The organism is Micrococcaceae bacterium Sec5.1 (assembly GCA_039636795.1).
In the GTDB taxonomy this organism is placed as follows: Bacteria; Actinomycetota; Actinomycetes; order Actinomycetales; family Micrococcaceae; genus Arthrobacter.
On record CP143430.1, the window covers coordinates 3,293,032 to 3,311,724 of the forward strand.

Below are 18,693 nucleotides of genomic sequence, written 5' to 3' on the forward strand. Positions count from 1 at the left end.
CATGGAGTGGTCGGCGGATATCCTCGGAATGGACTTCCAGTCATGCGCCCTGGACGTGGAAGGACCTGACGGTGTGGTGCGGCGGGCAACCTTGGTCCGTCACAGGCCGGAGTCGATGACCCAGGAGGCCGAGGCAACCCGTGGCGCGTTGCTGTTCCTGCATGGCTGGAGCGACTACTTCTTCAACGTGGAACTCGCCAGGTTTTGGGCAAGGCACGGCTATGACTTCTATGCATTGGACATGCACAACCATGGAAGGAGCCTGACTTCAGGTTCGCCGGGCGGCTACGTGGCCAACCTTGGAGACTACGACGCCGAAATCAGCCGTGCCCTCGAGGTCATCCACAGCGAAAGCCCGGGACCTCGCCCGAATGGCGTTGCCATGATGGGCCATTCCACCGGAGGCCTCATTGCAGCACTGTGGACGAGCAAACACCCAGGCCAGGTGCAACACCTGATACTAAACAGCCCTTGGCTCGAAATGCATGGCAGCTCGATTGTCAGGCGGGCCGCGCAAGTCATGGTGGGACCCATTGCCAGGGTCCGGCCCGAGATGGTTTTAAGGCTGCCGGAGCGCGGATTCTACTTCCGGAGCATCAGCAATACCGCCGAGGGCGAATGGCCGCTGGACGAAAAGTACCGGCCTCCGCTGGCCTTTCCCGTCAGGGCAGGTTGGCTTAGCGCCGTCTTGGCCGGACACTCACAGGTTGCACGCGGCCTGGACCTGGACATCCCGGTCCTGGTCCTGACATCGGCTGCCAGCGCCAACGGAATGGTGTGGCAGGAGTCCATGCGACGTTCGGATGCGGTGCTGGACGTGGGCATCATCGCACTGCGTGCCATGGCCTTGGGTCGCAGCGTAACCCTGGAGAGAGTGGATGGCGGGCTGCATGATGTCTTCCTGTCCGCACCCAAGGTCAGGGCAGATGCCTACGCGAGGCTTTCACGATGGATTCGCGGGTACATGGAAAGTGAGTTGCCGCAGGTACGGCAGGAAGGGGACGCATGACCACCACTGAAGAATCGGTATCTCTGTGGCAACCGGACATCCTGGGCACCGGATACGAACGTCTGGAACTTCCCCTCTCCCCTGACGAGGAAGGACCGGTCAAAGCCACACTCGTCAGGCATGCCCCGCCAGTTACGGCCCCAACTCCTCACGGCATCCTCGATTTTCTATCCTCCTTCACACAACGCAAGCGACGTGAGGCGTCCATGGATCCCACGGGGGCGCCGCGAGTGGTCCTCTACTTGCACGGCTGGGCTGACTACTTCCTGCAGACCGAACTCGCCGAGTACCTGACGGCGTCCGGCTTTCATTTCTACGCGCTGGACCTTCGGAAATTTGGACGGAGCCTGTTGCCCGGTCAGACACCCGGATACACCACTGACCTGGCTGTCTACGACCAAGACATCGAGGCGGCCTTGCTGGAGATCGAACGGGATGTTGTGGCCAGGACCAACAACCCAGCATCACCGACCATTCATATGGTCGCGCACTCCTTGGGCGGGCTGATTGCTTCGTTGTGGGCTGACCGCCATCCGCGCCGGATCGGGTCACTGGTCCTGAACTCGCCTTGGCTGGAGCTTCAGGGCAGCAGCTTGGTTCGCAGCATCGCCATGCATCTGGTGGAGCCCTTCGCGCGAACCGACCCCAAGCGTCCGTTCAGGTTCCCCGAAATGCCTGCGTACTGGGAGAGCGTCAGCAACCAGGCCCACGGCGAATGGGTGCTGGATTCTGTCTGGCGGCCGCGGGCCTCATTCCCCATCCGCGCTGGTTGGACGAAGGCAGTGCTTGCCGGCCACAAAGCGGTGGAGCGAAAACTGAACATAGACGCCCCGGTCCTGGTCCTTTTATCAGGCCGGACCAGGATCCAGTCCGAATGGACAGCAGACCTCATGAGGGCCGACGCCGTGATCGACGTCGAGGAGACATCCCGGCGTGCGCTCGGCCTGGGAAGGCGGACGGCCGTGTTCCGCTACCCAGGGGCTCTGCATGACATCTTCTTGTCGCGAAGGACCATTCGCCAACAGGCGTACCGTGACGTGTCGGTCTGGCTTTCGTCCTACCCGTATTGAAGTAGCAGGACCATGTTGAAGTGGCAGACCCGTGCTAATTTGCTGCGGGCGCCGCATCTATCGCGCCACCGTAGCGCCGGTCACGCTTGGCGTAAATCTCGACGGCGTCCCAGAGCGTGCGCCTGTCAACGTCAGGCCACAGGGTGTCCATGAAGACGAATTCAGCGTAGGCGGACTGCCACAGCAGGAAGTTTGACAATCTCTGCTCCCCGGAGCTGCGCAGGAAGAGGTCTACGTCAGGAAGGTCTGGCTCGTCCAGGTACTTCTGGATGGTCTTTTCCGTCACCGATCCCGGCTTGAGCCGCCCGGCGGCAACGTCCTCGGCAATGGCCGAGACGGCGTCGGCGATTTCCGCCCGCCCGCCGTAATTAACACACATGGTCAACGTGCAGGTGTCGTTGGCCTTGGTAAATTCCTCGGCCTCTTCAAGCTCACGAATCACCGAACCCCAGAGGCGCGGCCGTCGACCGGCCCAGCGGATACGGACTCCCCATTCATCGAGTTGGTTCCGTTGGCGACGTAGCACATCCTTGTTAAATCCCATCAGGAAGCGGACTTCCTCCGGGGATCGTCGCCAGTTCTCCGTGGAAAACGCATACACGCTGACGTACTTGATGCCTAGTTCGATGGCTCCGGCCATCACGTCCAACAGTGCAGGCTCACCGGCCTTGTGCCCTTCAATGCGGGGCAATCCCCGCTGGTTGGCCCAACGGCCGTTGCCATCCATGACAATGGCTACGTGCTGCGGAATAAGTTCACTTGGAATGCTGGGCGGAACGGCACCTGAAGGATGTCCGTAAGGGGCCACTATGGGCGAAGTCCGCACCCGGGTTGTCTTGCTCTTCTTGCCAAGTGCCACAGTCAGCTTCGCTCCACGTGTTTAAGTGATTTCAAGGCGCGTTCCAAATGCCATTGCAGATAACTGGCCACCAGTCCGGCTGCTTCGCGTCGATGCCGCGAATCCGAGGCGTCAGCTACGTTCCAATCCCCAGTCAGGAGGGCTCCCAACAACACCACGGTCTCCGGTGCCGGGGCCGGGGAGCCGGGAGGGCGGCACTCGCTACACACCATACCCCCCAATGGCGCGGCAAACGCCGTGTGCAGTCCGGGCCTGCCGCACCGGGCGCAGTCAGTAAAGCTCGGCGCCCACCCGCCAGTGGCCAACGCGCGCAAGAGATAGGAGTCCAGAATAAGTTCCGGAGCATGGTCCGAGCGGCTGAGCGCCGCCAGGGCACCCACCAAGAGGTTGTACTGGGCGGTGCCGGATTCGGCGTCCGCGTCCGTAAGCTTCTCGGCCGTCTCTGTCATGGCAGCAGCTACAGTAAAACGGCCATAGTCCGCTGCGATACTGCTCCCATAAGCGCCTTTGGCCACAGCCTGGGTAACGATATCCAAAGTTCGGCCCGAGATGAGCTGCAAGTCCGCCACCATGAACGGTTCCAGACGCGCGCCGAAACGGCTGGTGGTCCTGCGCACACCTTTTGCGACCGCACGTACTTGCCCGTGATGCTTGGTCAGCAGGGTAATAATCCGATCTGCCTCGCCCAACTTATGGGTGCGGAGCACAACGGCATCGTCCCGGTAGGACCGTGCTGCAAATGAGGAGGGATTGGCCACAACTAATCTTCGCACTAAGCCAGTGGCCAAGGAGGACCACAAGCCGTGTGGTGACGGTATTTCCCGTCACCACACGGTCCAGGCGTTAGGCCCGGGCGTCCCGAACTGCCCGGTTTACGGCAGAGATGAGTGCTTTCAGTGAAGAAGTCGTGGTGCTGGGGTCGATTCCCACGCCCCAGAGGACACGTTCGCCTACCGCGCATTCAACATAAGCAGCCGCGCTTGCGCTGCCGCCTTCTGACAGGGCATGTTCGCTGTAGTCGAGCACACGAACATCAACGCCGTCATGGTGCAGGATGTCCAGCAGCGCGGCGATTGGACCATTACCGTGGCCGGTCCTGCGAACCTCTACGCCATCAATCCGCAGGTTCGCGTTCATGGTCATGGCGCCGGACTCATCCGTTTCAGTGCTTACGCTGCCCAGGGAGTACCGGCCCCACTGGGCTTGTTCCTCATCGGAGGGCAGGTATTCGTCCTGGAAGATCTGCCAAAGCTGCGCACCGCTGACCTCGCCGCCAACAGCATCTGTCCGGCGCTGGATAACGCCGGAGAATTCAATCTGGGCGCGCCGCGGCAGATCGAGATTGTGCTCGTTCTTCAGCAGGTAGGCGACGCCGCCCTTGCCGGACTGCGAGTTGACCCGGATGACAGCTTCATAGCTTCGGCCCAGGTCCTTGGGATCAATAGGCAGGTAGGGAACCTGCCAAGTGAAGTCATCCACGGGTACGCCTGCTGCGGCAGCATCCTTCTCGAGTGCTTCGAAGCCCTTCTTAATGGCGTCCTGGTGCGATCCCGAAAAGGCAGTGAAGACGAGGTCGCCACCATAGGGCGAACGTTCGGGAACCGGCAACTGGTTGCAGTACTCAACCGTGCGGCGGATCTCGTCGATGTCTGAGAAATCGATCATCGGGTCCACGCCCTGGACAAACATGTTCAGGCCCAGGGTGACGAGGTCAACGTTTCCGGTGCGCTCCCCATTACCAAACAGGCAGCCCTCAATGCGGTCTGCTCCAGCCAGGTAGCCGAGTTCCGCGGCAGCAACGCCGGTACCGCGATCGTTGTGCGGGTGCAGTGAAATGATGATGCCGTCACGGGGATGCAGATTGCGGTGCATCCACTCAATGGAGTCCGCGTAGACGTTGGGAGTTGCCATCTCCACCGTGGCCGGCAAGTTGATAATGACCTGCTTGTCCGCTGATGCTTCAAAAACGTCTGCAATCGCATTGCACACCCGGGCTGCATACTCCAGCTCGGTTCCGGTGAAAGACTCCGGCGAGTACTCGTACGTGATGTGGGTATCGGTCAGCGTCTCTTCATACTTCTTGCACAGGCGGGCACCCTGCAGGGCAATATCGAGGATGCCGTCCTCGTCCTGGTTGAAGACAACGCGGCGCTGCAGCACAGAAGTGGAGTTGTACAGGTGCACGATCGCCTGCTTGGCACCCACCAGGGACTCGTAGGTCCGTTCAATGAGGTGTTCACGCGCCTGGGTGAGGACCTGGATGGTGACATCGTCCGGAATATGGCCGCCTTCGATCAGCTGCCGAACGAAATCAAAGTCGGTCTGGGATGCGGAGGGGAAGCCAACCTCGATCTCCTTGTATCCCATGTTGACCAGCAGCTGGAACATCTTCAGCTTGCGCGCCGGGCTCATGGGATCGATCAGCGCCTGGTTGCCATCGCGCAGGTCCACTGCACACCAGCGTGGGGCCTTGGTGATGACTTTGTCCGGCCACGTACGATCCGGAACCTCGACAGTGATCTGGTCCTGGAACGGCAGGTAGCGGTGAATCGGCATACCGGAGGGCTTTTGTGCATTACGCATGTCGTGTTGGCCTTTTCTCTAAGATCTAAATGAAAGCTTAGCCGGGCACAACTAAACTCCGCGGCGAGGGTGGCCCAGCTTTCAGATAGCTTTCAGGCCTCGCCGCGGCAGCTAAGAAGAAGCATTCCCGCACGCACAAGTTCACAGTAACACGGTGCGTATGATGACATTGCAACACCTCATGCAACGTCCACTATGCAGACGCAGCGACGGTGGCAACGCCGGCTGCAGCGTCCATTCAAGGAGCCACAGTGCCACAGTCGGGGATCACTCTTTCCAACATCGATCACAGCGTCCGGCCGCAGGACGACCTCTACCAGCACGTCAACGGTGCATGGTTGAACAGCACGACGATCCCTGACGACCGCCCGCTGGAAGGCACCTTCACCGCTTTGCGGGACGAGGCAGAATTGGCTGTCAAGGCGATCATCGAGGAAGCCGCGAACAAGGGAGCATCAGCCTCCGGCATCGAACAGAAGGTCGGCGGCCTTTACGCGAGCTTCATGGATGAGGCTGCGGCAGAGGCGAAGGGACTCGAACCCTTGCAGGAGCGACTGGAGGAAGTCCGGTCAGTGGGTTCGGTGGAGGAATTTTCGGCGTTGCTGGGCCGCCTGTTCCGATGCGACGTGTCCGGTTTGTTCTCGATCTACCCGGCACCCGACGCCGGAAACCCGGAGCGGATTCTTCTGTACATCGGCCAGGGCGGCCTCGGACTCCCGGACGAGTCCTACTATCGCGACGAAAAGTTTGCGCCGATTGTGGCCTCCTACGGTGAATACGTCGCGAAGTTGTTCGGCCTCGCCAGAGTTGCAGACGCGGAAGCTGCGGCTGGCCGCATCGTTGCCTTGGAAAAGGCCCTCGCGTCCCACCACTGGGACAACGTCACACTTCGGGATCCCCAAAAGACGTACAACCTCAAAACGGCGGAAGAAGCAGCGAAGCTGTTCCCCCTGCTGGATACCTGGTTTGAGGCCGGCCGTGTCGATGCCGGCAAACGCGCCGAGATCGTGGTCAGCACGCCGGACTTCTTTGCCGGCGCCGCAGCGCTTCTGGAATCGGAACCCCTCGCCGTCTGGAAGGAATGGCTGACCCTGAGGGTACTCAGCTCAGCCGCGCCTTACCTTTCTTCGAAGTTTGTGGACACCAACTTCGACTTCTACGGGACCACCCTCAGTGGCACCCCGCAAAACAAGGAGCGCTGGAAGCGCGGCGTTGCCGTCGTCGAAGCAGCACTTGGCGAGGCAGTGGGCCAAATCTATGTGGAGCGCCATTTCCCCGAGGGGCACAAGGCCAGGATGCAGACCCTCGTGGCCAATCTGATCGAGGCCTACCGTGACAGCATTTCTTCCCTTGAGTGGATGGGTGAGGACACAAAGGCTGAAGCCCTTAAGAAGCTGGACGCATTCCGCCCCAAGATTGGTTTTCCTGAGAAATGGATAGACTACTCCGCTGTTGAGATCGACCCCCATGACCTCCTGGGTAACGTAGAGCGGGCCCACGACGCCGACGTCGATCGCCACCTGGATGAAATCGGCAAGCCGGTGGACTTGGACAAATGGCTCATGACGCCACAGACAGTGAACGCCTACTATCACCCGATGCTGAACGAAATCGTGTTCCCCGCCGCCATCCTCCAGCCGCCATTCTTCACTGCAGAAGCCGACGACGCAGTGAACTACGGTGGCATTGGTGCTGTAATCGGACATGAAATCGGCCATGGATTCGATGACCAGGGATCCCAATTCGACGGAAGCGGAGCCCTCCGCAATTGGTGGACCGAAGAGGACAGGACGGCCTTCGAAGCCCGGACGGCAAAGTTGGTTGCCCAATTCGACGCGCTATCCCCCTATGCCGCACCTGACCACAAGGTCAACGGCAAACTGACGTTGGGTGAGAACATCGGTGACCTGGGCGGCCTCACCATTGCGTATAAGGCCTACCTGCTCAGCCTCGATGGTGCCGAGCCTGAGGTCCTGGACGGTTTCACAGGCCAGCAACGGTTCTTCATGTCCTGGGCTGCCGGCTGGCGTCAGGTGATCCGAACCGAGGAAGCGATCCGCAGGCTTGCTACGGATCCACACTCCCCCAATGAGTTCCGCACGAATGCCATAGCCCGGAACCTCGACGCCTTCCACGAAACCTTCCAGGTCAACGATCAAGACCGGATGTGGATGGCACCTGAGGACCGGGTCAGTATCTGGTAAAGCCACTACGACGAATGGCCGGACCCCGTGGATGAATCGGGTTCCGGCCATTCGTCTTTTTCCTGCCTTTGCAGCCAATTACCGCTGCGATGACTGTTATTGGGTGATGTAAAGCGGGTTCACCTGTTGGCACACTGCTTCTTTGGCCGTCTGGTTGACTACATCAGGTGGAACAGAGGCCGCCCCATAGGCTGTCCCGGTCGCAAAGTCCGTGCCTACGTAGAGCTGCACGCCCGAAACTCCCTTGGCTTGCTGAACCTGTGCCGCCGGGATACCGAACAGCGCCGCAACGTCGGTAGCAACGTCGGCGAAGTCCGGACCGTAGTAGACCACGGTCTTCTCCACTGGGTTGGCCAGATACGAAACGGACTGTGTAAATCCATTGCCGGTCAAGGTGGCCAGGAGTTCCTGCGCCCTGGTCCCAACCCCGCTGCCGTTGGCGACTGCTACCGGCTGGATGGCTTTGTTGTAGGCCGGGACTGCAGGGGCAGCAGTAGTAGGCGCCGTGGATGGAGTACCGGCCCCAGGCTCTGTTGGAGCCGGGCTTGACGTTGCTCCGGGGTTTGTCAGATCCAGATCTGCGCGAAGGGCCGCAAAAAGCTGTGATGCCTGGGGCTCAACGAGCTCCAATCGGTTAGGGTCCAACGCGGCTGGCTGGGTGGGGACAGCAACAAAGGCGACTTTGGAGACATCAATGTCCTTCAGCCTTCCACCAATGGTCAGCAGCGATGGCACAGACGCCAACCCCTCATCGACGGTCAGGTTTTGCGTGACGACGTCAGCGATCTGCAGGAGCCTCTGGGGATTGCCGAGCGTGCCGTCGGCCTTCAGCTTCCGCGTCAGTGATGAAAGAAACGCCTGCTGGCCCTTGATTCGCCCGAGGTCCCCACCGTCTCCAAAGGCATGCCGGGTACGCAGGAATGCCAGGGCCTGCTCGCCTTCAACCTGGGAGTTACCCTTCGGCAAACGAAGATGGGAGTCGGGATCAAAGACGGGATCGCTGACACAAACATCCACTCCGCCCACAGCCTTGGACAGTTCCTTCACCGCATTGAAGTCGGCCATCATGAAGTGATCTATTTCCAGGCCGGTGAGCTTGTTGATGGTGTCCACGGCACAGCCGATTCCAGCTTCTGCCATGGCTTCGTTGATCATCACGCCGCTCCGCGCGGGGAACGTCTGGTTGTTGGTGTGGTCCGTGCACTGGGGCACATCCACCAGGAGGTCACGTGGGAAACTCATGACGCTGACACGTTTATTGTCCGCAGAAATGTCCAGCAGCATCATGACATCCGAGTGGCCGTAGCCCGTGGAATCGTCCGCGTTACCATACTGGGAGTTTTTCCCATCACGGGTATCCGACCCGAGGATAAGGATCTGCAGTCGGTCCGACTTGTCATTGACTACCGCATCATTGCTATCGCGCGATTCTGCCGCGGATAGCGGGGCCTTGGTGATGTTGGTCTGTAGACGGATAAACCAGAAGGCCGCAAAAGCAACGCCGGCAACGAGAGCCACTGACACGAGGCCGGTAACAATCTTTAGCCACAACGGGAGGCCCTTGGGCGCGTTCATGTGGCGCGGAGTTCCCTCGGGGTCCTCCCCATGGCGCGCCGCATCAGGAGCAGCGGTGCCGGGGCCCAGCGGGCGGGCGTCACGACGTCGCACTATTCGGTTACCTTTCCTCAAACACGTGGATCCCCGCAATCATAGTGGCGGATTCTGGGAAGTTCCTTATCGAGCCCGGGCCACGCCGTTGCCGTGACGCCGGTCAGAAGCCGAGTTTCACCAATTGCTTGGGATCACGCTGCCAGTCTTTGGCAACCTTGACATGCAAATCCAGGTAGATCCTTGTTCCCAGGAGCGTCTCGATTCCCTTACGCGCGTTGGTTCCGACCTCACGCAGCCTGCTGCCACCCTTACCAATGATGATGGCTTTCTGCGAAGGCCGCTCCACGTACAGATTGACGCGGACATCCAGCAACGGGTTGTCCTCCGTACGTCCTTCGCGGGGCACGATTTCCTCAACGACGACGGCAAGGGAGTGGGGAAGTTCATCCCGGACACCTTCGAGTGCGGCTTCACGGATGAGTTCAGCAATCATGACGGCCTCGGGCTCGTCCGTGAGCTCACCATCCGGGTAAAGGGGCGGCGACGAGGGCATATGCCCGATAAGTACGTCGGCAACGGTGGATACCTGGAAACCGTCGGCGGCAGAAACGGGAACGATATCCGCCCAGCCTTGTTCTCCGAGGACTTCACGGCCCAATGCGGCAACAGCGAGCAGTTGCTCGGTCAGGGCCTGACGGTCCACGAGGTCAGTTTTCGTCACAAGGGCAACAATGGGCTTGCGGCCAACGGCAGCGAGCTGCGCGGCGATGTACTTATCGCCGGGACCGATTTTTTCGTTGGCCGGCAAGCAGAAGCCGATAGCGTCCACCTCGGACAACGTGTCAGCCACGAGGTCGTTGAGTCGCTTTCCCAGAAGCGTACGTGGCCGGTGGAGGCCCGGTGTATCAACCAGGATCAGTTGTGCGTCCTCGCGATGGACGATGCCACGAATCGTGTGGCGCGTAGTCTGCGGCTTGGCAGATGTAATGGCCACCTTCTGCCCTACCAACGCATTTGTCAGCGTGGACTTACCCGCGTTGGGGCGGCCAACGAGGACCGAGAATCCGGCGTGGAAGCCACCGAAATCGTCATCGGCGTCGAATTTCTTATTTTGCTTGCTCACGTGGAACTCCCTGTTGCGTTGTGTCGGCCTCATCGAGAAGGTCTTCAAAGTCAGTGTCTTCCTTTGGCATGGCTGCCGCAATGATGTGGCTGACCCGGTTTCGGCGACCCTCAAGCCTATCTGCCTTTAGCGACACACCGTTCACTTCAACGGAGCTCCCGACGATCGGAACCTGGCCGAGAGCCTTGGCAAGGAGGCCGCCAACGGTGTCCACTTCGTCGTCGTCGAGGTCGATATCGAACAGTTCCCCGAGGTCATCGATGCTCATGCGGGCACTGACACGGTAGGTTCCGTCGCCCAGGTCCACCGCTTCTTCGGCGGCGGAATCGTACTCGTCAACGATCTCTCCCACGATTTCTTCGATGAGATCCTCCAAGGTCACCAGGCCGGCGGTGCCGCCGTACTCATCGATGACGATGGCCACGTGGGTGGATTCCTTCTGCAGTTCCTTCAAGAGGTCGCTCACGGGCTTGGATTCCGGGACGTACCGAACGTCCCGGGCGAGAGAATCGACGTCGTGCGGTTGCAGTCCGGGTTCGCCGCGATGCATCGCCGCGGCAACGTCCTTGAGGTAGAGAATGCCGCGGATCTGATCCGTGTTCTCGCCAATGACCGGTATCCGGGAATAGCCGGAGCGGAGGAAGAGTGCCATGGCCGCTTCAAGGTCCGAACCCGTCCCGATGCTGACGATGTCCGTGCGCGGAACCATGACCGAGCGAACCAAAGTATCGCCGAAGTCAAAGACCGAGTGGATGAGCTCTGCCTCGTTGTCTTCGATCATGTCCGATTCCGCCGCCCGGTCCACGAACTCGCGGAATTCTTCCTCGCTGACAAATGCGTCATCACCGCCGGGGGCGCCGGGCGCGACTGCGCTCCCCAACGCGACAAGCCAGCCGGGAATCGGTCCGAGGATCCAGCAGAGGAACCTGATCAGCGGGGCGGTAAAGCGGACGATGGGGCCCGAATGCGCGCGTCCCAGCTGCCGGGGCGAGACGCCAACCAAAACGAATCCGATGACAGCCATGATGCCGGTTGCCGCCAATCCGGCAAGCCACACGTTGTCCAGAAAACTGTGCATGACGACAGCGACAGCGACCGCTGCCGCCATCTCGAACCACACGCGCCAGAACCGCAGGGCACGCATATGAGCGACCGGCTTCTTGAGGATGCTCCCCAAGGCTTTGCCCTTGCTGCGGACTACCGATTGTTCAGCTTCGTGCCGGGGCAGGAAATTGAACGCAGCCTCGGCTGCGGTCAACAAGGCGACGAAACTGAGGAAAACCAGCGCCATGCCGACCAGGATGAGCGAGGTCACTGCATGGTCTCCATGGGGGCATCCTTGCCCAGGAACTCAGACAGCAACTCACGCTGCAAACCGAACATCTCTTCCTTTTCCTCCGGTTCAGCGTGGTCGAAACCAAGCAGGTGGAGGATGCCGTGCGTGGCGAGCAACAGCATTTCGTCCTGGGTGGTGTGTCCGGCGTTCCGCGCCTGCACCTCGGCCACCTGCGGACAAATGGCTATGTCTCCGAGCATTCCCTGCGGCGTGGGCTTGTCAGGTGTGCCCGGCGTCAACTCATCCATGGGCACCGAGAGCACATCCGTGGCTCCTGGTTCGTCCATGAGCTCGATGTGCAGCTTCTCCATGGCGGGTTCATCCACCAGGAGGATGGACAGCTCAGCCTGCGGATGGATGTAGAGGCGCTCGAAGATGAACCGCGACAACGTCACCAGTTGGGCTTCGTCCACCTCCACGCCGGATTCGTTGTTGATTTCAATGCTCATTTTCGTTCTCCACGTTTGTGATGTGTGCCGGCGGCCCCGTCCGTACGGTGCGCGTCATCCCACCTGCTGTAGGCCGAAACGATGTCTGCAACCAAACGGTGCCGGACGACGTCCGCAGCCTCCAGGATGGAGAAATTGACGTCCTCGATCCCACTGAGGATTTCCCGTACGATCCGCAGTCCGGAGGTGGAGCCAAAAGGCAGGTCGATCTGCGTTACGTCTCCTGTGACAACCATCTTTGAGCCGAATCCGAGGCGGGTTAGGAACATCTTCATCTGTTCAGGAGTGGTGTTCTGGGCCTCGTCCAGGATGATGAATGCGTCATTGAGCGTCCGTCCACGCATATAGGCCAACGGTGCGACTTCAATGGTGCCGGCAGCCATCAGCCTGGGAATGGACTCCGGATCCATCATGTCGTGCAAGGCATCGTAAAGCGGCCGCAGGTAGGGATCGATCTTGTCGCTCAGCGTTCCCGGCAGGAAGCCCAGCCGCTCCCCTGCCTCAACAGCGGGCCGGGTCAGGATGATCCGGCTTACTTCCTTGAGTTGGAGGGCCTGCACGGCCTTGGCCATGGCGAGGTATGTTTTGCCAGTACCTGCCGGGCCAATACCGAAGATCACTGTGTTGGCATCTATGGCATCCACATAGTTCTTCTGATTCAAGGTCTTGGGCCGGATGGTTTTGCCGCGGCTTGAAAGAATGTTGTGGGTAAGGACATCCACGGGATTCTGGACCGACTGTGTCCTGAGGAGGGAAACGAGCTGCTGCAGGACATCAGGGGTAACGACCGTTCCCCTGGCTACCAGTCCGCGGACCTCTTCAAGGAGACGCATGATGCGCGGGATGACCGTGGACGGACCGGACATGGACAATTCATTGCCGCGAACGTGGAAGTTGACGTCCGGGAACTGCTCCTCGATGTAGCGCAAGGCTTCGTCATGGCTGCCCAATGAGTGAACCATCTGATCGGAGTTGTCGAACGTGACGATTTCCGTGCGCGTGCCCGGTAAGGTGTGCGGGAACTCGGTGGTGGCTGGGTTCCCGTTTCCGGTCCGCAGCCGCCCATTCAGGGATTCACTCATAGTGGTGGCCGTACGGCCTCTTCTCCTCCGGTCGGATAACAGTTGGTCCATCGTTTCGACAACGGGACTGGCTCAACCGCCAGGCCATATGCCGGAATGCCTTCAATCCTACGCCAGCCCGGCAGACCTCGGGCGTTCGCCCGCGCACCCTCTGCCGTATCCTCCCCGCGGGGCGTCCGTCGACTGCGACATTTTGTCTCAACTCGGCATCAAGCGGGTATCAATCCTGTTTCAGTTGCCGCCAGTGCCCGCAAACCCGGCCAGCCGCCGTCGACGATATGCCAAGCTGGCAGAGCGGGTAGTCAAACTACGCGCGTTCGACGGGCCGGCGACAACCACCGGCTACCAAGGCAAGGAACCCCCATCGCGCAGTCAGTAAGCCATCAGCCCGGCGGGCGAAAGCGGAAAAAGTCCGCCGTCGCAGCGCCTGCGATGCTTGCTGTCCTTTTGCTGACCGGCTGTATCGCCAACGGCGGACCCACTCAAACTACGTCCAGTGCGCCGCCAGTCAGCGTCCAGGAAGCTCCGGCCAGCAACGCTCCCCTGGAGACCACCCAGGCGTCCACTAAGATCCCGGTCTACTGGATTGGGCGGAGCAAGGAAGATGTCTACCTCTACCGCGAATTCAGAGACATCTCCGGCGATGGAAACCCCGTCACCACTGCGCTGCGCATTATGATGGCCGAAAAGCCGTTGGACCACGACTTCTTCACCCCGTGGCAGGACCCCGGCAGCCTGGCAACATCCATCTCGGGCAAGAACGTGATCACCGTTGATATTTCCCGGGATGCCTTCAACTCCAACCTTGATGCCGGCATGGCGCAACGGGCTGTACAGCAGCTGGTCTACACTGCCACGGCAGCAGCCTCGTCGTCAGGCCTGATCAACTCCGGGCAGCAAATCCAAGTGGTCATCCTGGTCGACGGTCACACTGATTTCATGGCCTTCGGCCAGGTACGGCTCGGACAACCAATGGCCAGGGACGCTTCCTTGGTGGCGCCACTATGGATCATCGACCCGCAGGAGGACACCTCGCTCCCGGCCGGCGTGGTCAAGTTCAATGGCCGCAGCACTGACAGCTCCAAGCCGGTCAGCTGGCAGATCCTCCGGGACAACGGCAATGGCGAAAAGGCCAGCCTCCTGACCGGCCAGACAAAAGCCACAGGAGAGCCGGGACAATTCGGCGTCTTCTCCTTCAATGCGACCCTGAAACCAGGGAAATACGAATTGCGCGTGTCCCAGGTTCAGGACTCCGGGCAAGCAGACACATCCACCACCGATACGCGGCTTTTCAGCGTCGGCTAGAGCCGGCGTCGCGCCTTAGCTGGCGTTGCCTGGAAGGCGACACAGCCTACCAGCGGCCCAAGACGTCGGAGGCGAGTACGACGGCGGCGGGTCCCGCCGTCGAAGACCTCAGGACGTGGTGGCCCAAGAGCGCCGTGACCGCCCCGGCGTCGCTGAGGCGGGTTACCTCGCGTGGCGAGATGCCGCCTTCCGGCCCCACGATCAAGAGGACTTCACGTGGTGAATCCAGGCCGCCGGCCTCAGCCACGATGGGCGCTTCCAGGACGGTCCGCAAGGGGTTCTTGGCGTCCTCGTGAAGGATTACAGCCAGGTCCGCGGCGGCAACAGCCTTTGCCAAAGCCGCGGAATCCAGGATAGGACGCACCTCCGGTATCCACGCCCGCCGGGCCTGCTTCGCCGCGGCAGTGACTACAGACTGCCACTTCGCGTGGGCCTTGGCAGCGCGATCCCCCTTCCAGCGGACGATGGATCGCTCAGCCTGCCAGGGGATTACGGCGTCTATGCCCAGTTCGGTGGCAGTTTCAATGGCCAACTCGTCACGGTCACCCTTGGCCAACGCTTGGACCAGCACCAAACGCACGTCCGGCTGATCTTCGAAAACTACCTCGGATGCCGTGACGGACAAACTTCCAGGGCCAACTTCTGCAACCGTGCCTGTCAGGCGGGCTCCTGCGCCATCGGCGATGTCCACGGACTCACCGACAGTGAGCCTCTTCACGGTAACGGCATGCCGGGCTTCTGCACCGTCGATGACGAACACAGCGCCCGGCTCAACTCCGTCCAGGCTCCCGGCGGGCGTGAAGAAAACGGGGTTGCTCACCGCTACAGGTTACCGAGCTTGTCCCGCAGCTTGGCGAACATGCCGCCGCTGGCCACGAGTTTTCCTTCGCTGAACTGCTCGCCGCGCAACTTGGCAAGCTGCTGCAGGAGCTCTTCCTGTGCCGGATCCAGCTTGACCGGTGTCTCAACGTGCAGGTGCACCTTGAGATCGCCTCGGCCATAGCCCCTGAGGTGGGTAACGCCCAACCCGCGAAGCGTGATGACCTCGCCGGACTGGGTGCCGGCCTTGACATCAATCTCCTGGGGCCCGTCGAAAGTTTCCAGGCTCAGTTCCGTGCCCAAGGCGGCGGCTGTCATCGGAACGCTCAGTGTTGCGTGCAGGTCGTCGCCTTCGCGGATATACGTGGAGTCATTGTTGACGCGGATCTCTACGTAGAGGTCGCCCGCAGGTCCGCCAGCTGGTCCTGCTTCGCCCTGTCCGGAGAGTTGGATGCGCGTACCTGTCGCAACACCGGCAGGAACCTTGATGGTGAGGGAACGCCGGCTGCGGATACGGCCCTGCCCGTTGCACTCGTTGCAGGGATCCTTGATGACCGTACCGAAGCCCTCACAGGAACCACACGGCGCCGTGGTCATGACTTGGCCCAGGATGGATCGAACGGCCCGCTGGACTTGGCCGCTGCCGCCACAGATGTCACAGCGCTCCGGGTGTGTGCCCGGCCGGCAGCAGCTGCCATCGCAGGTGGGGCAGACGACAGCCGTATCAACTTCGAGCTTCTTGTTGACACCAAACACGGCGTCCTTGAGGTCGATGCGGACACTGATCAGTGCGTCCTGGCCCCGGCGCACACGGGAGGCCGGACCAGCGTGCCCGCCGCCACCGCCGAAGAAGGTATCGAAGATGTCCTGGAACGCGAAACCCTGGCCGGAGTAGCCGCCACCAAAGCCGTTGTCGGTGCCATTCTCGTTACCGGTGGCATCGTAGACGCGGCGCTTTTGGGGGTCGGACAGCACTTCGTAAGCATGCGTCACGGCCTTGAACTGCTCCGCGACATCCTCCCCCGGGTTGACGTCCGGGTGAAGCTTTCGCGCCAACTTGCGGTACGCCTTTTTGATCTCTTCCCCGGTGGCTTCCGGCGAGACTCCCAAAACGTCATAGTGGCTGCTCAAAGTCTGTATCTCTTCCTTGTTATACGGTTACACGGCGATTCTTACCTCGGGGCTTGCGTCAGCCGCCGAGAATGCGGGAAAGGTAACGGGCCACGGCGCGCACGGCAGCCATGGTGGTGGGATAGTCCATCCGGGTTGGTCCGAGGATTCCCACCTTGGCACCGGAGCCGTACCCCGTTGCCACGACCGAGGCCTCGGCCAGGCCGTCGTAAGGATTCTCGCGCCCGATGCTCACTGTCACGCCGCGGGGATCATCCCCCATATCGGACAACAACCGAAGCATGACAACTTGTTCCTCAAGAGCTTCCAGCACTGGCCCAATGCTCAACGGGAAATCGACATTGGAGCGGGCAAGGTTGGCTGTTCCGGCCATGACGATGCGCTCTTCACGGCTGGTGTCGCTGAGGGCTTGGAGACCTTGGGCAAGATGCTGCGCGAGTCCCCGAAGCTCCGGCGGGCACAGCGCCACTACGGAAGGCAACACCTGCGGCAGCAGTGCCAGCTGGGTTCCCGCGATGCTTCCCAGGAACCGGGAGCGCAGGGCCATCAACGCCTCGTTGCTTACATCGGAGCCAGCCTCGATGACCTTCTGGCCAACGCTTCCTGTATCTGCGATGAGCACCACGAGCACCTGCTTTGGCGCCAGGAGGACAAATTCAACGTGACGGACCAGGGCACGGTTGGAGTGCGGGTACTGAACGACGGCGACCTGGTTGGTCAGTTGCGACAGTAGCCTGACCGTGCGCTCAAGGATGTCATCGAGGTCGTCCGGCCCTTCAAGGAGCGAGTGGATGGCTCGACGCTCCGCGGCGGACAACGGTTTGACCTGCGAGATGCGGTCCACGAACAGCCGATAGCCCTTGTCCGTGGGGATGCGGCCTGCGCTGGTATGCGGCGCTGCGATGAGGCCTTCTTCTTCCAGCACAGCCATATCGTTCCGGATGGTGGCGCTGGAAACGCCCAGATGGTGCCGCTCCACAAGTGCCTTGGATCCAACAGGCTCACGGGAATGCACATAATCCTCAACGATTGCGCGCAGCACTTCAAGCTTGCGTGGCTCACTCATTGCAACACCTCCTGACGACTGTCCGGGCCTTTATCGGGACGGATAAACAGCACTCACTTAGCACTCAACATGCCCAAGTGCTAACAAGTCTAGTATGAGCCAGCACGTTGCTAGCATTGAAACCGCCCGCGGGAGTTATTCCCAGCACAACCAGCACAGAGGGGTATGAAGTCCTTGGCTTTCGATACGTGGGGCCCGCAGGATCTGTCCGCTCCTGCCAAACGCCAACTCCCCGAGGTAGCCGTCCAGCGCGGGATGGTCCTTGAAGACGTCCAGTCCGGCTGGGTGGGCGAAGTCACACGGGTGGAGAAATCGGGGGGAATGCACATCGTCTCCCTTGAGGACAGGCGTGGCAAAACCAAGTCGTTCCAACTCGGGTTCGGTTTCCTGCTTGAAGGGCAGGCCATCCGTCTCATGCCTCCGGCGGCAAAGGCTCCTGGTTCGCCTGTGCAGTCGGGTCGAACGGCATCCGGGTCCGTAAGGGTCCTGGGCCATCGTGCACAGGTGGCCAAGGCGAGCCGTATTTGGGTGGAAGGCAAGCACGACGCCGAACTGGTGGAGAAAGTCTGGGGCGACGACCTCCGCATTGAGGGCATCGTCGTAGAGCCACTCCACGGCGTGGACGACCTCAAGTCAGCTATCGCCGCATTCTCGCCCGGGCCAGGGCGCAGGCTCGGGATCCTGGTAGACCACCTCGTGGCAGGCTCAAAGGAATCACGCATCGCCGCAGAAGCCATGACGGTGCCCGGAGCCGCCGGAAACGTCCTGATCGTCGGCCATCCATATATAGACGTCTGGCAAGCCATCCGGCCAAAAGTGCTGGGTATTGAGCGGTGGCCGGAAGTTCCACGAGGCACTGACTGGAAGACCGGGATACTGACCGCGTTCGGCTGGCCGCACGAAACCGCCGAAGACATTGGACTCGGCTGGCAGCGCCTGCTTGGTGCGGTACGCAGCTACGCCGACTTGGAAGCGTCGCTGCTGGGAAGGGTGGAGGAAGTCATCGATTTCCTCACCACTGCCTGACCGTCTTGTCCTGAATTACG

Annotated in this window: 16 protein-coding genes; 5 read left to right on the forward strand and 11 right to left on the reverse strand. The window is 60.9% G+C overall.

The window, feature by feature from the left end; genetic code table 11:
* Position 1: 1 nt before the first annotated feature.
* Together VUN82_14965 and VUN82_14970 are read left to right on the forward strand one after the other, a co-directional pair.
* Positions 2 to 1,009, forward strand: a complete 1,008-nt coding sequence (locus VUN82_14965) for an alpha/beta hydrolase (protein ID XAS70418.1) — start codon at positions 2 to 4, stop codon at positions 1,007 to 1,009.
* Positions 1,006 to 2,079 carry an alpha/beta hydrolase gene (locus VUN82_14970; GenBank protein XAS70419.1) on the forward strand — a complete coding sequence of 358 codons (1,074 nt, stop codon included), beginning with the start codon at positions 1,006 to 1,008 and terminating at the stop codon, positions 2,077 to 2,079. The genes VUN82_14965 and VUN82_14970 overlap by 4 nt, the downstream gene beginning before the upstream one ends.
* Before the next feature lie 34 nt (positions 2,080 to 2,113).
* Here VUN82_14970 and VUN82_14975 read toward each other — a convergent pair whose 3' ends face one another.
* The 3 genes from VUN82_14975 to leuA all read right to left on the reverse strand — a co-directional run bounded on the left by VUN82_14975 (position 2,114) and on the right by leuA (position 5,521).
* Positions 2,114 to 2,938: an isoprenyl transferase gene (locus VUN82_14975; GenBank protein ID XAS70420.1), complete on the reverse strand. Its 825-nt coding sequence runs from the start codon at positions 2,936 to 2,938 to the stop codon at positions 2,114 to 2,116.
* Positions 2,939 to 2,940: 2 nt separating this feature from the next.
* A complete protein-coding gene (gene recO, locus VUN82_14980) occupies positions 2,941 to 3,696 on the reverse strand; it encodes a DNA repair protein RecO (GenBank protein XAS70421.1) in 756 nt (251 codons plus the stop codon).
* Between the two features lie 85 nt (positions 3,697 to 3,781).
* Positions 3,782 to 5,521 carry a 2-isopropylmalate synthase gene (leuA, locus tag VUN82_14985; protein ID XAS70422.1) on the reverse strand — a complete coding sequence of 580 codons (1,740 nt, stop codon included), beginning with the start codon at positions 5,519 to 5,521 and terminating at the stop codon, positions 3,782 to 3,784.
* 251 nt (positions 5,522 to 5,772) lie between these two features.
* Between leuA and VUN82_14990 the strand changes: the two genes are divergently transcribed.
* The gene (locus tag VUN82_14990; protein XAS70423.1) at positions 5,773 to 7,725 is read left to right on the forward strand and encodes a M13-type metalloendopeptidase; all 1,953 of its coding nucleotides are present in this window, start codon (positions 5,773 to 5,775) and stop codon (positions 7,723 to 7,725) included.
* A gap of 96 nt (positions 7,726 to 7,821) precedes the next feature.
* Here VUN82_14990 and VUN82_14995 read toward each other — a convergent pair whose 3' ends face one another.
* The 5 genes from VUN82_14995 to VUN82_15015 form a co-directional block, all read right to left on the reverse strand.
* Positions 7,822 to 9,393, reverse strand: a complete 1,572-nt coding sequence (locus VUN82_14995) for an LCP family protein (GenBank protein XAS70424.1) — start codon at positions 9,391 to 9,393, stop codon at positions 7,822 to 7,824.
* Between the two features lie 103 nt (positions 9,394 to 9,496).
* Positions 9,497 to 10,459: a GTPase Era gene (era, locus tag VUN82_15000; GenBank protein XAS70425.1), complete on the reverse strand. Its 963-nt coding sequence runs from the start codon at positions 10,457 to 10,459 to the stop codon at positions 9,497 to 9,499.
* The gene (locus tag VUN82_15005) at positions 10,443 to 11,774 is read right to left on the reverse strand and encodes a hemolysin family protein (GenBank protein ID XAS70426.1); all 1,332 of its coding nucleotides are present in this window, start codon (positions 11,772 to 11,774) and stop codon (positions 10,443 to 10,445) included. The genes era and VUN82_15005 overlap by 17 nt, the downstream gene beginning before the upstream one ends.
* Positions 11,771 to 12,244 carry an rRNA maturation RNase YbeY gene (gene ybeY / locus VUN82_15010; GenBank protein XAS70427.1) on the reverse strand — a complete coding sequence of 158 codons (474 nt, stop codon included), beginning with the start codon at positions 12,242 to 12,244 and terminating at the stop codon, positions 11,771 to 11,773. Before ybeY ends, VUN82_15005 begins: the two co-directional genes overlap by 4 nt.
* Entirely contained in the window at positions 12,241 to 13,326 is a 1,086-nt protein-coding gene (locus tag VUN82_15015; GenBank protein XAS70428.1) for a PhoH family protein, read from the reverse strand. The genes ybeY and VUN82_15015 overlap by 4 nt, the downstream gene beginning before the upstream one ends.
* Positions 13,327 to 13,758: 432 nt before the next feature.
* On the opposite strand from VUN82_15015, the gene VUN82_15020 reads away from it, so the two are divergent.
* The gene (locus tag VUN82_15020) at positions 13,759 to 14,631 is read left to right on the forward strand and encodes a GerMN domain-containing protein (GenBank protein ID XAS70429.1); all 873 of its coding nucleotides are present in this window, start codon (positions 13,759 to 13,761) and stop codon (positions 14,629 to 14,631) included.
* A 46-nt stretch (positions 14,632 to 14,677) separates the two neighbouring features.
* On the opposite strand, the gene VUN82_15025 is transcribed toward VUN82_15020, so the two are convergent.
* From VUN82_15025 to hrcA, 3 genes are read right to left on the reverse strand one after another with little or no spacing between them, the layout of a single operon-like run.
* A complete protein-coding gene (locus tag VUN82_15025; protein XAS70430.1) occupies positions 14,678 to 15,451 on the reverse strand; it encodes a 16S rRNA (uracil(1498)-N(3))-methyltransferase in 774 nt (257 codons plus the stop codon).
* 2 nt (positions 15,452 to 15,453) lie between these two features.
* The gene (gene dnaJ, locus VUN82_15030; GenBank protein ID XAS70431.1) at positions 15,454 to 16,581 is read right to left on the reverse strand and encodes a molecular chaperone DnaJ; all 1,128 of its coding nucleotides are present in this window, start codon (positions 16,579 to 16,581) and stop codon (positions 15,454 to 15,456) included.
* Between the two features lie 58 nt (positions 16,582 to 16,639).
* A complete protein-coding gene (hrcA, locus tag VUN82_15035; GenBank protein XAS70432.1) occupies positions 16,640 to 17,647 on the reverse strand; it encodes a heat-inducible transcriptional repressor HrcA in 1,008 nt (335 codons plus the stop codon).
* A gap of 174 nt (positions 17,648 to 17,821) precedes the next feature.
* Here hrcA and VUN82_15040 point away from each other — a divergent pair, with 174 nt between their 5' ends.
* Entirely contained in the window at positions 17,822 to 18,673 is an 852-nt protein-coding gene (locus VUN82_15040; protein ID XAS74692.1) for a DUF3097 domain-containing protein, read from the forward strand.
* Positions 18,674 to 18,693: the final 20 nt, after the last annotated feature.

Coding starts and splice junctions, on each gene's coding strand:
- VUN82_14965 (XAS70418.1), top strand. CDS start 2: ATGGAGTGGTCGGCGGATATCCTCGGAATGGACTTCCAGTCATGCGCC.
- VUN82_14970 (XAS70419.1), top strand. CDS start 1,006: ATGACCACCACTGAAGAATCGGTATCTCTGTGGCAACCGGACATCCTG.
- leuA (XAS70422.1), bottom strand. CDS start 5,521: ATGCGTAATGCACAAAAGCCCTCCGGTATGCCGATTCACCGCTACCTG.
- ybeY (XAS70427.1), bottom strand. CDS start 12,244: ATGAGCATTGAAATCAACAACGAATCCGGCGTGGAGGTGGACGAAGCC.
- VUN82_15015 (XAS70428.1), bottom strand. CDS start 13,326: ATGAGTGAATCCCTGAATGGGCGGCTGCGGACCGGAAACGGGAACCCA.
- VUN82_15020 (XAS70429.1), top strand. CDS start 13,759: ATGCTTGCTGTCCTTTTGCTGACCGGCTGTATCGCCAACGGCGGACCC.
- hrcA (XAS70432.1), bottom strand. CDS start 17,647: ATGAGTGAGCCACGCAAGCTTGAAGTGCTGCGCGCAATCGTTGAGGAT.